This is a genomic window from Flavobacterium sp., assembly GCF_035760125.1.
Lineage (GTDB): Bacteria > Bacteroidota > Bacteroidia > Flavobacteriales > Flavobacteriaceae > Flavobacterium.
In genome coordinates this window covers 1-13,890 of record NZ_DASTTN010000243.1, presented here as the reverse complement: position 1 = coordinate 13,890, position 13,890 = coordinate 1, and the positions used below count along the sequence as shown (strand labels likewise).

Annotated in this window: 8 protein-coding genes and 1 pseudogene; all 9 read left to right on the top strand. The window is 34.7% G+C overall.

The genetic code is table 11. From position 1 onward, the window contains the following. Window positions 1-207: pseudogene (locus tag VFS71_RS08810) on the top strand (MFS transporter); the annotation flags it as partial. Next, window positions 200-1,375 (top strand): glycoside hydrolase 100 family protein, encoded by a 1,176-nt coding sequence (locus tag VFS71_RS08805; RefSeq protein WP_326400672.1) that lies wholly within the window; start codon window positions 200-202, stop codon window positions 1,373-1,375. The pseudogene VFS71_RS08810 and the gene VFS71_RS08805, both read left to right, overlap by 8 nt. Window position 1,376: 1 nt before the next feature. Further along, window positions 1,377-2,315 (top strand): carbohydrate kinase family protein, encoded by a 939-nt coding sequence (locus tag VFS71_RS08800; RefSeq protein ID WP_326400670.1) that lies wholly within the window; start codon window positions 1,377-1,379, stop codon window positions 2,313-2,315. 21 nt (window positions 2,316-2,336) lie between these two features. After that, window positions 2,337-3,563 carry an MFS transporter gene (locus tag VFS71_RS08795; protein WP_326400668.1) on the top strand — a complete coding sequence of 409 codons (1,227 nt, stop codon included), beginning with the start codon at window positions 2,337-2,339 and terminating at the stop codon, window positions 3,561-3,563. Then, window positions 3,547-5,415 carry a trehalase family glycosidase gene (locus VFS71_RS08790; protein ID WP_326400666.1) on the top strand — a complete coding sequence of 623 codons (1,869 nt, stop codon included), beginning with the start codon at window positions 3,547-3,549 and terminating at the stop codon, window positions 5,413-5,415. The genes VFS71_RS08795 and VFS71_RS08790 overlap by 17 nt, the downstream gene beginning before the upstream one ends. Before the next feature lie 73 nt (window positions 5,416-5,488). Beyond that, window positions 5,489-5,914 (top strand): CBS domain-containing protein, encoded by a 426-nt coding sequence (locus tag VFS71_RS08785; RefSeq protein ID WP_326400664.1) that lies wholly within the window; start codon window positions 5,489-5,491, stop codon window positions 5,912-5,914. A gap of 150 nt (window positions 5,915-6,064) precedes the next feature. Continuing rightward, entirely contained in the window at window positions 6,065-8,350 is a 2,286-nt protein-coding gene (locus VFS71_RS08780; RefSeq protein ID WP_326400662.1) for an NADP-dependent malic enzyme, read from the top strand. Window positions 8,351-8,497: 147 nt separating this feature from the next. Then, window positions 8,498-9,079, top strand: a complete 582-nt coding sequence (gene ruvA, locus VFS71_RS08775; RefSeq protein WP_326400660.1) for a Holliday junction branch migration protein RuvA — start codon at window positions 8,498-8,500, stop codon at window positions 9,077-9,079. Window positions 9,080-9,102: 23 nt separating this feature from the next. After that, window positions 9,103-13,890 (top strand): cell surface protein SprA (sprA, locus tag VFS71_RS08770; RefSeq protein WP_326400658.1); only part of this gene is annotated, 4,788 nt, incomplete at its 3' end.

Genomic DNA, 13,890 nt, shown 5'->3' with positions numbered 1-13,890 from the left:
AAAGAACGCTACGGTGTTTATATGGGAATCATTAACATGATGATTGTAATTCCAATGTTTATTCAAACTATTAGTTTTGGATATATTTTAAAGCATTTTTTAAATAATGATCCAAGATCAGCAATTACTTTTGCTGGTGTTTTATTGGTTTTAAGTGCTGTTTTTACTCTATTTATCGCAACTAAAAAAGAAGTTATCAGTGAATAATTTAGCATATAATAAGGCAATCGACTTACTTCAGAAAGTATCTTCTTCGGAAGGTTTTTTAGCAAGTGCTCAAAACATTTCAAATTATAAAAGAGTTTGGGCTAGGGATGGTGTGATTTGCGGATTGGCAGCATTAGCATCAGGGGATGAAAATTTGATAACAACTTTTCGGAAGACACTGGAAACTTTAGCTAGGAATCAACATCATAATGGGACAATTCCCTCAAACGTGATGACTAGTGAAGAAGGCGTGGAAGTGAGTTATGGAGGTCTTGCCGGCAGAGTAGATGCGGTAACTTGGTTTGTAATTGGAATTTGTCAATATGCTTTTCACACGAAAGACTATTCTTTTGTAAAAAAATACGAAGCCAATATTGAGAAATGTTTGCAATTACTTGAAGCCTGGGAATTTAATAACAAAGGACTTTTATATGTTCCCTTATCGGGAAATTGGGCTGACGAGTATATTACAGATGGTTATGTTTTATACGATCAGTTGCTTCGTGTTTGGGCTTTGAAAAGTTATAATCATTTTGTCAATAGTGATTCTTTAATAGTCAAAATCGAAATTATAACAGCTCAAATAGAATGTAATTTTACACCTCATTCGGTTGGAGAGAAATACCACGAAAGAGCTTATAAAGAAGTAAATATTCAAAATTATATGCCTTGCTCTTTTTCTCCTGCAGGTTATAAAATTCAATTTGATGCTTTTGCCAATTCTTTGGCATTGATGTTAAATATCGGTTCAAATGAATTTCAGAATTCCATAATAGACTATTCTTTGCAACTGAGAAATAAAATGCCATTGCGATTATTGCCCGCTTTTTGGCCTCCAATACTTGAAAACGATTTGGATTGGCAACTTCTTAGAAATAATTGCAAGTACGAATTTAGGAATTATCCCAATGAGTTTCATAATGGAGGCAGTTGGTCTATGGTGAATGGATTTTTCGGATTAGCCTTATTGTTAAAGGGAAAACAAAAAGAAGCTGAAGAAGTATTGGACTCTATAAATCAGGCTAATGCCATAGTAGATTTTAGTTTTTATGAAAATTTCAATAGTGAAACTAAAGTTCCAAATGGAGTTCCTTTTTGTGCGTGGAGTGCTGCGGCTACGGTTTTTTTATATCAAAATAGGTTTACTAATTTTAAATTTTTAGTTTAAAATGGAAAAAACTATAGATATTATATGTGTAGGGGAATTGTTGATTGATTTTATTGGGCACCAAGTGAATGCCGCAATTAGGGAGACTGAAGATTATCATCGTTATCTTGGAGGTTCACCTACTAATGTGGCTTCATATGCTGCAAGTTTAGGATTAAAATCGGTTTTAGTAGCTACTTGTGGGAAAGATGGTTTGGGTGATTTTAGTATTCAAAAGCTTCAAGAAAAGAAAGTGATTACTACGCAGATTGCTCAATCAGATAATGCTTCCACTTCGATTATTTTGGTGTCAAAATCAACGGGAACTCCTGATTTTATTCCGTATCGTGATGCCGATTTTCAGATTATGCCAAATCAAATTACTGAAGATTTATTAAAAAGTGCAAAAATATATCATACTACTTGTTTTGCTTTAAGCAAAAAACCGGCTCAAGAAACCATTGTTGAAAATGCCAAAAAAGCTAAAGCTTTGGGCTTGCAAACCAGCATCGATATTAATTTTTCGGAAAGAATTTGGCCTGATCGGGAAGAAGCGAATAAGGTTCTCAGTGATTATTTAGCAACTAATCCATTTGTAAAATTAAGTGAAGATGACTGTTACCGTCTTTTTGCAGAAGTGAAATCGGAAGATTTTATATTCAACTATTTTCATGGTTTGGGTGCTTCGACAATATGTTTGACTAGAGGCGGAGATGGAGTCGTATTATCTGATAGAGAAACTGGAATAATCCGTAAACAAGCATTGCCAGTTGCTGAAATAAAAGATGCGACGGGTGCAGGAGATGCTTTTTGGACAGGATTTTTATACGCTCAATTACAGAATAGAAATTTGGAAGATACGATTACAATTGCCCAGAGATTGGCCGTTTTGAAACTTCAAAATATAGGAGGATTACCCGATGGAATCAATATTCTGAGCTATCTAAATGCCAATTTATAAACCATATTTAAACCGTTTTAAATGAAAAACATTACAATTAAACTCGCATTATTTATTAATTATTTTGTTTTTGCAGCCCTTTTGAATAGTGTGGGATTGTTGATTCAAAAGTCCCAAAATATGTATGGCGTTTCAGAAGTGGAAGCTAGCGTTTTGGAGCCAGCAAAAGATTTAACCATTGCATTTGTAGCTTTTTTGATGGGGACATTACTTCCCAAATTAGGCTATAAAAAGGGAATGCTCATTAGTTTGGCCATTGTTTTTGTGGGTTGTTTCATTATGTATTTTGGAGATTCGTTTTGGAGTGTGATTGTTTTATTTGCTTGTACTGGTTTTTCTTTTGCCATAATAAAAGTGTCGGTAATGGCTTTGATTGGAGTTGTTGTTGATACCGAAAAGCAGCATAAAACATTTATGAGCTATATTGAAAGTGTTTTTATGTTAGGGATTGTGTTTGCGTATGTGATTTTTCCAATGTTTTATAGTGAAACAAATCCAAAAGCATGGCTCGATGTTTATCTGGTTTTGGCAGGATTGATTGCGGTTGTTTTTGTCTTTATATTAACCTCAAAATTTAATTTGCCCAAAGTTGAAAATCCTAAATCTTTTCGGGAAGATTTTAAAGATATGTTGAGTTTGTTAAAAAGACCTTTGATTTTACTTTTTGCCGTTTTTGCTTTTATGTACGTGATGACCGAACAAGGAATAATGTCTTGGTTGCCTACTTTTAATCAAAAAGTATTACATCTCAATGAAAGATTAGCAGGACAAATGGCTGTAATTTTAATGCTTTCGATTGCTTTTGGAAGATTTGTTTCCGGGATAATTGTAAAGAAAATACATTGGTATGTTTTTTTGACCATTTGTTTATTTGCGGCAGCGAGTTTAGTTGTCTTTGTTCTGCCAATGGCTTCGGGAATAGAGATTAGGGAGATTAATATGTTATCCGAAGTTCCATTAATAGGATTTGTGTTTCCATTAATTGGGTTGTTTTTGGCACCCATTTATCCTATTGTGAATTCAACAATTATAAGTGCTACAGAGAAGCATTTTCATGGAGCTGTTGCTGGTTTGCTAACTTTTTTCTCCGCAATCGGTGGAACTAGTGGATCAGTGATTATTGGATATTTATTCCAAAAAATTGGAGGAAGTAAAGCGTTCTATTTTTCGCTGATTCCACTGGGAATTCTTGTTGTTGTTTTGTTTTTTATTAACAAATTAAATAAAAAAAATGAAGTTCTTACTTAATGTCGAACAGGTGTTTGAAGCGCTTTTGCTTCAAGAAGATACAGATCATGATAAAAAAATAACCAAAGATGATTTAGGTCCAAAAAAATTTGTTCTGGTAGATGAAAATACCAAGGAAGAACAAATTATTGAAGGTACCTATCACTTGTCCAATCTGCTTCAGGAATTGGCTGTGTTGAAAGAAAATGAAGAAATTTTCGGAGAAGTTGATTTGAATTATATTCAAGAGAATCCTGTGGAAAGAATTTCAAGGAAAATCAAAGAAGATTATTGGGAAGAACTGACCCGAACTATTGATAAAAAGGGGCTAAAACTAATTATTGAAGATGTAAAAACCTCCAATGAAGTAGCAACTCTTTATGTTTCCGAAAAAGATTCACAGGGTGTTGCTTATTTTAAAGAATTAGAAAAGGAGTTGAAAAACATCGAAGTGGTTGTTATGCCTTCAGTTATTTCTGAAGATTATGTAGCCACATTGGATCATAAGCCAGGGATTTTGGCTTTGGCCTTACAGAAAAAAGTATACAGTTTGCAAGGAGTTCCTTTTGTAGTGCCAGGAGGAAGATTCAATGAAATGTATGGCTGGGATAGCTATTTTATTGGAGTTGGATTATTGATTGATGGTAAATTAGACAAAGCGATAGCAATAGCTGAAAATTTTAAATATCAAATTCTGCATTACGGAAAAATTTTAAATGCCAATCGCAGTTATTACCTCACTAGAACACAGCCACCTTTGTATTCTTCTTTACTCGTTGCTATTGCCAAAGAAGGAAATGTCAGTCAAGACTGGTTGCAAAGTCATCTTGAAACAGTGATTTTAGAGTACAATACGGTTTGGATGGTACAAGGAAATAGATTGACTCCAACAGGATTGAACCGATATAAAGCGGATGGTGTGGGAATGCCTTTTGAGGTAGAACCAGGTCATTTTGATGATGTCCTGGAGCCGTATGCAATTAGATATAATTTGCCAATTAGAGAATTTGAAAAACATTATTTGGCTCGTACGATTACCAATCCAGAACTGGATTTGTATTTTGTACACGATCGAAGTATGCGTGAAAGTGGTCACGATACGACCAATCGCTTAATTAATACGTGTGCCAATTTGAATTCAGTTGATGTCAATAGTTTTCTGTACAAATATGAAAAAGACATCGAGAGTTTAATAAGGGATTATTTTGAAGGTTCTTTTACTGCAGGAAATATAATTTATACTCCCGAAGAATGGGAGACAAAAGCTGATTTCAGGAAAAAGAAAATGAATGAACTGTGCTGGAATGAAACCGCGGGTATGTATTTTGATTATGATTTTGTAAACCAAAAGCAATTTCCATTTGAAGCAGCATCAACATTCTTCCCGCTTTGGGCTGGATTATGCGATAATCATCAAGCGCAAAACTTAGTAGATAATGCTTTGCCTCTTTTTATGAAAATGGGAGGAATTACGGGAAGTACTCAAAACAGTTGGTTAGAATCGGATCCAAATGCTCCACAACGACAATGGGATTATCCTTTCGGGTGGGCCCCTCACCAAATGTTGTTATGGGAAGGATTGCTGAAATATGATTATAAAGATAAAGCACAAGAAATGGTTTATCGTTGGCTTTGGTTAATTACAAAAAATGCAGTAGAGTACAACGGAACTATTCCCGAAAAGTTTGATTTGGAAACCAGTTCTCATAAGGTTTTTGCAGAGTATGGAAATGTCGGGACCGAGTTTGATTATATTGCAAAAGAAGGTTTTGGTTGGGTAAATGCATCGTATCAACATGGATTGCAAATTTTGGATGGTAAATTGATTGAAGAATTGAATCAATTGACATCTCCAGATTTATTATTTGGGTAAATAAAATTTATTGTTTTTTTTGCTTTTTGTATATGATTTTTTTCTAAATTTAACTTTCTAAAATTCATCTATTATGACTGTAAATCAAATACTAAGCACAAAAGGAAGAGAGGTTTATTCTATTGTTTCAACTATTACTGTATTCGAAGCCTTGAGAGTTATGGGAGAAAAAAATATAGGAGCTATTCTTGTAATTGAAGATGGAGCTTTAAAAGGAATTCTATCAGAAAGAGATTATGCTAGAAAAATTGTTTTAAAAGATAAGTCTTCAAAGAAAACACCTGTAAGTGAAATCATGGAAAGTGATGTTGTGACCGTTAAGCCATCGGATAATTTGGATTATTGTATGGAATTAATGAGCAAAAGAAGAATCAGACATTTACCAGTGATTGAAAATGGAGAGATAATTGGACTTGTTTCAATTGGAGACGTCGTAAAGTCAATAATAGAGGTTCAAAAAGAGACCATAAAACATTTGGATTCCTATATTTCACAATAACAGTTAGTTAAAATTACTATAGAGTAGCTACATCATGTGTAGCTATTTTTTTTAGTTATAAATTACCCTAAATTTTAATAAAAGAAAGAGATAAAGGCTTCGGTTTTAAAGGAAGTCCGTTACCTTTGTGGATTAGAAAAAAAATAAAAAATGGATAAGAACAGTAAAAGAAGAGAAGCGTTATTGTACCACGCTAAACCAACTCCAGGTAAAATCCAAGTAGTCCCTACCAAAAAATATGCAACACAAAGAGATTTGTCTTTGGCCTATTCTCCAGGAGTTGCAGAGCCTTGTTTGGAAATTGCAAAAGACATAAATAATGTTTATAAATATACCGCTAAAGGGAATTTAGTGGCTGTTATCACAAATGGAACTGCCGTTTTGGGACTAGGTGACATTGGTCCGGAAGCTTCAAAACCAGTAATGGAAGGTAAAGGATTGTTGTTTAAAATATTTTCTGATATTGATGTGTTTGATATTGAAATAGGAACAAAAGATATCGAAGAATTTATCCAGACGGTTAAGAATATTGCACCTACTTTTGGTGGAATCAATCTTGAAGATATTAAAGCGCCAGAATCTTTTGAAATAGAGCGCAGACTTGTTGAAGAACTGAATATTCCAGTAATGCACGACGATCAGCATGGAACAGCAATTATATCTTCAGCAGCTTTAATTAACGCATTAGAATTAGCTGATAAAAAAGCGGAAGATGTTAAAATGGTTGTGTCTGGTGCAGGATCAGCAGCTATTGCTTGTGCTGATTTGTATGTTTTATTGGGAGTGAAAAGAGAGAATATCTTAATGTTCAACAGTAAGGGGCTTTTGACCAAAGACAATCCGTCTTTGTCTGAATTGCAATTAAAATATGCTATTGATGGTGCCTCGGTTAGTCTTGAGGAAGCATTAACAGGAGCTGATATTTTCTTGGGATTGTCAACTGCAAATGTAATGACACCTGAAATGTTATTGGCAATGGCAGATAATCCTATAGTTTTTGCTATGGCGAATCCAGATCCAGAAATTGCATACAATCTAGCTATTTCAACACGTAAGGATGTTATTATGGCTACTGGACGTTCTGATCATCCTAATCAAGTAAATAATGTACTTGGATTTCCATATATCTTTAGGGGAGCGCTTGATGTTCGTGCTACAAAAATCAATGAGGCTATGAAAATGGCAGCTGTAAAAGCACTTGCCGCACTTGCCAAAGAAAATGTTCCTGAACAGGTAAATATTGCTTACGGCGCTACTAAATTAGTTTTTGGTAGAGAATATATCATTCCAAAACCTTTTGATCCTAGGTTGATTGCTGTAGTTGCACCTGCTGTAGCTAAAGCTGCAATGGAATCGGGTGTGGCATTGAATCCGATAACTGATTGGGAAAAGTATGAGGAAGAGCTTTTGAATCGTTTGGGTAATGACAATAAAATGATTCGAATGATTACCAATAGAGCCAAAACTGATCCTAAGAGAATTGTTTTTGCTGAAGCGGAACAATTGGATGTTTTAAAAGCTGCTCAAATTGTTTATGAAGAAGGTATTGGCTTTCCAATTTTATTAGGAAATAAAGAAATTATTTTGGAGCTAAAGGAAGAGCTTGGTTTTGACGCTGATGTTCAAATTGTAGATCCGAAACTTGACGAAGAACAGGAAAGAAGAACAAGATACGCTGTTGAATTATGGGAGTCTAGAAAAAGAAATGGAATTTCGCTTTTTGATGCTGAAAAGTTCATGAGAGAAAGAAATTATTTCGCTGCCATGATGGTTAATACAGGTGAAGCCGATGCTTTAGTTTCCGGACATTCCAGAAGTTATCCTTCAGTTGTAAAACCGATGTTGCAAATAATTGGCAAGGCTCCGAATGTTTCTTTGGTAGCTACCACAAATATTATGATGACTAATCGTGGTCCGATGTTTTTGTCGGATACAGCTATAAATATAGATCCAACTGCAGAAGAATTGGCAAAAATTGCAGTAATGACAGCCAATACGGCAAAAATGTTTGGAGTAGAGCCTGTGATAGCGATGGTATCGTATTCTAATTTTGGATCTTCGGTGAATAAAAGTGCTTCAAAAGTGAAAGAAGCGGTAGCTTATTTACATGAAAATCATCCTGAAATTATTGTTGATGGAGAAGTTCAAGCTGATTTTGCTTTGAATCCAGATATGCTGTCCGCCAAATTCCCTTTTTCAAAATTAGCAGGAAAAAAAGTAAATACCTTGGTTTTTCCAAATCTAGAATCAGCAAATATTACTTACAAACTCTTGAAAGAGTTGAATAAAGTGGGTTCAATTGGACCAATCATGATGGGAATGAAAAATCCAGTTCACGTTTTTCAATTGGGTGCCAGTGTTGAAGAGATGGTAAATATGGCTGCAATTGCTGTAATTGATGCACAAGAAAAAAGCATGAGATTGAAAGTGAAATAGATTCAAAATACCCAGAGATTAAAGTTTGAGATTTTAAGGTTAAAAATGTAACGTGTTGGTTTATACTTAAAAGTGTAGTCCATTTAACGCAATACATTTGCCTTTTAATCTCAAATTTTTATTATATTTGAGCAGATAATTTATTATATGATAGCACATTTACAAGGGAAATTAGTAGAAAAATCACCTACAGATGTTGTGATAGACTGTAATGGAGTTGGTTATCACGTAAATATATCTTTACATACTTATTCATTACTGCCAAATTCCGATTTTGTAAAACTTTATACCTATCTTCAAATAAAAGAAGATTCGCATACTTTGTTTGGTTTTGTAGAAAAATCGGAAAGAGAAATTTTTAAAATGTTGCTGTCGGTATCCGGAATTGGAGCCAGTATTGCACGAACGATGCTTTCTTCTTTGGAGCCTAAACAAATTATTAATGCGATTGCTTCGGGAGACGTGGTTACCATTCAAAAAATAAAAGGAATCGGTAGTAAAACTGCACAAAGGGTAATTCTTGATTTAAAAGAAAAAGTGTTAAAATTGTATGATTTGGATGAAGTTTCTATGTCATTGAGCAATACAAACAAAGATGAGGCGTTATCTGCTCTAGAAGTTCTTGGTTTTGTTAGGAAAACATCTGAAAAAATCATTGAAAAAATTGTTAAAGAAGATCCAGAGGCTACTGTGGAGACAATAATTAAAAAAGCTTTAAAAAATTTATAAAAGACATTAGAAGCCTAATAGATATGCATAAAATTTACATTTTTTTGCTGGTGTTTTTTTGTGGTTTTGTATCGCAGGCTCAAGTGCAAGGTGTTGTTCAGGATACTATAAAAAAAGGATATGATGTTGGCGAGGTTCAGATGGCAAATCCTCAAAGTATTTTATCTGCCTATACATATGATCCTGTTACTAATACTTATGTCTATACCAATTCTGTAGACGATTTCAATATCAATTATCCTATTGTTTTAACCCCAGCAGAGTATGAAAAATTGATGCTAAAAGAATCGATGAATGATTATTTTAGTAAAAAGTTGGACGCTATAGATGGGAATAAAGCTGGAAGTGATGCTGCCAAAAAGGATTTGTTGCCTCGATACTATATAAAATCAGGACTTTTTGAATCCATTTTTGGAAGTAATACTATTGACGTAAAACCAACTGGATCTATCGAGATCGATTTGGGGTTACTGTATACCAAACAAGATAATCCAGCATTCTCTCCTCGTAATAGAACGAATACTTCATTCGATTTTAATCAAAGGATAAGTATGAGTTTGTTAGGGAAAGTGGGTACAAGACTTCAAGTTAATGCCAATTTTGACACTCAATCAACATTTGCTTTTCAAAATTTATTAAAATTAGAATATACCCCGGCGGAAGATGATATTGTTCGAAAAATTGAAGTTGGTAATGTTAGTATGCCATTAAATAGCACTTTGATTCAAGGTGCTCAAAGTTTATTTGGGGTAAAGACAGAATTACAGTTTGGGAAAACAACTGTTACGGGTGTTTTTTCAGAACAAAAATCACAGGCCAAAAGCGTAATTGCTCAAGGGGGAGGAACAATTCAGGAATTTGAAATGTATGGATTGGATTATGATAGTGACCGCCACTTCTTCTTGTCTCAATATTTTAGAGACAAATATGACGCTTCATTAAAAAATTACCCTTTTATTGATTCAAGGGTTCAAATAACAAGGCTGGAAGTTTGGGTTACCAACAAACAAAACCGGGTTAACACAACCAGTAATAATTTAAGAAACATTATAGCACTTCAGGATTTAGGGGAAGGAGAGTTAGCAGACGCAGATGGTAATCCAATAATTGGTAGACAGAATGAAGTAGTAGTGCTAAATCCTATACCTCCAGGTTTTTTTGTTGACCAACCAGGGTTGAAAAAATCTTATCCCTCAGATAATAAAAATAACCTTTATGACCCAGCTTTAATTAAGACCAATTCGGGTTATTTAAATAATGACATTCGTGAAATTGTAACCGCAAGTTCTGGTTTTTCACCTACAATTAGTGTTAGCGAAGGGCAAGATTATTCGAAATTAGAAAATGCCAGAAAGTTATTGTCTAATGAATATACTTTTAATGCCCAGTTAGGGTATGTCTCCTTGCAACAAAGATTGGGGAATGATGAGATTTTGGCGGTAGCCTATCAATATTCTATTGGGGACCAAGTGTATCAAGTAGGTGAGTTTGGAAATGATGGTGTTGAAGCAACAGTGGTAGGAGGGACTCAACCTTCTGATCAAACGATTGTTTCTCAGACTTTAATTCTGAAAATGTTAAAAAGTAGTTTGACAAATGTGTCGAATCCAGTTTGGAATTTGATGATGAAAAACATTTATCAAATACAAGGAGCATATCAGTTGCAGCAGGAAGACTTTAGATTAAATATTTTATATAAAAATCCATCGGCTTTAAATTATATAACTCCTGTTGATGGAAGTCCTTTTCCAGCGAATCCAACTCCTGAAAATACGGTAGAAAACACTACTTTGTTGAAAGTGCTTAATGTGGATAAGTTGAATTATAACAATGATCCACAAGCTGGAGGTGATGGTTTTTTTGATTTTATTCCTGGTTTAACTGTAGATCAACAGAATGGTAGAATCATTTTCACGAGTAAAGAGCCTTTTGGTGAATTGTTGTTTTCGAAACTGAAAAATGAAGGTTCTACAGAAGATTATAATGATGTAAATACCTATAATGAAAATCAAAAAAAATACGTTAACCCATACATGTACAGGGTCACTCAAGCGGGAGCTATTCAAAATCCCGAAGTAAACAAGTTTCTTTTGCGTGGAAAGTATAAATCTGTAGGCGGTGAAGGAATTGCGATTGGCGCGTTCAATGTCCCTTTGGGGTCAGTAAAAGTAACTGCCGCAGGAAGAGTGTTGGTTGAAGGTGTTGATTACAGCGTTAATTATCAATTGGGTAGGGTTCAAATTTTGGATCCGTCTTTACAGGCATCGAATACGCCAATTGAAATTTCATTAGAAAATAACTCTGTTTTTGGACAACAAACTAGAAGGTTTTTTGGAGTAAACGTTGATCATTTAATATCAGAAAATTTTATGGTTGGGGCTACTTTTCTAAATATGAAAGAAAAGCCATTTACACAAAAATCAAGTTATGGCCAAGAATCTGTAAATAATAGTATTTTTGGATTGCATGGAAATTTTTCATCACAAGTTCCATTTTTTACTCGTTTGGTCAATAAATTGCCGAATATTGATACCGATGTTCCTTCCAATATTTCTGTAAGTGGCGAGTTTGCTTATTTGATGCCCAATGCATCTGATGGAGATAAATTCCAAGGGGAATCCACTATTTATGTCGATGATTTTGAAAGTTCCCAGTCTTCTATCGATTTGCGTTCTCCTTACGCATGGACTATGTCTTCCACCCCAGAAAACAACACGACGAGTCCTTATAATTTTAATGGAAATTTAGATGGTCTGGATTATGGTTTCAAAAGAGCGAAATTAGCGTGGTATTCTATTGATCCTGTTTTTTATACTTCAAAACCATCAGGAGTAACAAATGATGATTTGTCTTTGAATTCGACAAGAAGGGTTTATAGTGAAGAGTTGTACCCATTGACAGACATTGTTCAAGGTCAGTCGCTTGTGGTTAGTACACTGGACATGAGTTATTACCCAAAGGTTCGTGGACCTTACAATAATTCTTCGGCTGTTGCTGATAATCCTAATGAAAATTTTGGAGGAATTGTGAGATCGTTAAGTTCTACCAATTTTGAACAGAGCAACGTAGAATATATTCAGTTTTGGGTTATGGATCCTTATGTAGGTGCGGGAAGTACCCCAAAGTCAAACACGGGGAAAGTCTATTTCAATCTTGGGGAAATTTCAGAAGATGTTTTGAAAGACGGTCGTAAAGTGTATGAGAACGGTTTTGGTCCAGATCAGGTTTTAGTAAAACCTCCTACAGTATGGGGAAATGCACCAGCCTCCCAATCATTAATTTATGCTTTTGATAATAATGAGGGCAATCGTACCAATCAAGATATTGGGCTGGATGGGCTACCTTCAAGTCAAGAAGGAGCAAAATATGATAATTATGCAGGAGAACCCGATCCGGCAGGAGATGATTATATTTATTATTTAAATACCTCTGGAAGTGTTTTAGACCGCTATAAAAATTACAATGGAGTCGATGGAAATTCAAATGTTAACATTAATTCGGCTAACAGGGGTTCTTCAACAGTTCCGGATGTTGAAGATGTGAATAGGGATAATACAATGAACACCATCAATGCCTATTATGAATACAGTGTTGATATGAAGCCGGATATGCAAGTTGGACAAAACTATATTGCGGATGTAAGAAATACAACTGTTACTTTACCGAATGGTAGTTCAACTGAAGCAAGATGGATTCAATTTAAAATTCCGATTTCACAACCAGAAAACGTCATTGGAAAAATTTCGGATTTTAGATCTATCCGATTCATGAGAATGTTTATGACTAAATTCACGGATGAAGTTACTTTACGTTTCGGAGCATTAGATTTGATAAGAGGTGAGTGGAGACGTTATACCCAAGCATTAGATTTTAATGATTTGAATGTAGACGACGATGGGACTGTTTTTGAAACAGCTTCAGTAAACATTGAAGAGAATTCAAGTAGATGTCCAATAAATTATGTGACTCCACCAAGTGTAAAAAGAGAGCAATTGTATAATAATAATACAGTTATCAATCAGAATGAGCAATCTTTATCGATGAGGGTTTCTGGAAATGGGCTTGAGCCGTTGGATGGACGTGGAGCTTTCAAAAATTTCAATATTGATATGCGTCAATATAATAAGCTTAAAATGTTTCTGCATGCTGAATCTTTACCGGAGGAGACAGCTTTGCAAGACAATCAAATGGTGGCATTCTTGCGTTTTGGAGCGGATTATTCGAATGATTTTTATCAAGTGGAAATCCCTTTGAAAGTTACTGTGGCATCTGCTTCTGGGGGGAAAGATTGCCCGCCGTTGAGTGCAGACTTAGTATGGCCATCAGATAATGAAATAGATTTGTCTTTGGAATTATTGACGCAATTAAAACTTAGATCTTTAAAGATAGATAAATCAACTTTGCCAGAAGATGGGATTTATTATTCTGATGATGATCCAAATGAAACTAATGGTGATGGAAACAGTAAACTGCGTTTAGGAATCAAGGGAAATCCCAATTTAGGTTTGATTCGAAACATAATGCTAGGTTTAAAAAGTAATGAACTTCATCAAGATATAAAAGGAGAAGTGTGGTTCAATGAACTTCGTTTGGCTGATATGGATAATAAAGGAGGTATTGCAGCTTTGTTAAACGTAGATACTAACTTTGCCGATCTGGCAACAGTTTCATTAACCGGTAATATCAAAAATTTTGGTTTTGGTACTATTGAACAAGGTCCTAATGAAAGAAGCCGAGAGGATATTCAACAGTATAATGTTGTGACCAATATTAATTTAGGCAAGTTTTTGCCTAAAAAATGGGGAGTTAAG

Bases quoted from the DNA above. Each gene is read 5' to 3' on its own strand.
- VFS71_RS08800 (WP_326400670.1), top strand. From the start codon at position 1,377: ATGGAAAAAACTATAGATATTATATGTGTAGGGGAATTGTTGATTGAT.
- VFS71_RS08795 (WP_326400668.1), top strand. From the start codon at position 2,337: ATGAAAAACATTACAATTAAACTCGCATTATTTATTAATTATTTTGTT.
- VFS71_RS08790 (WP_326400666.1), top strand. From the start codon at position 3,547: ATGAAGTTCTTACTTAATGTCGAACAGGTGTTTGAAGCGCTTTTGCTT.
- VFS71_RS08785 (WP_326400664.1), top strand. From the start codon at position 5,489: ATGACTGTAAATCAAATACTAAGCACAAAAGGAAGAGAGGTTTATTCT.
- VFS71_RS08780 (WP_326400662.1), top strand. From the start codon at position 6,065: ATGGATAAGAACAGTAAAAGAAGAGAAGCGTTATTGTACCACGCTAAA.
- ruvA (WP_326400660.1), top strand. From the start codon at position 8,498: ATGATAGCACATTTACAAGGGAAATTAGTAGAAAAATCACCTACAGAT.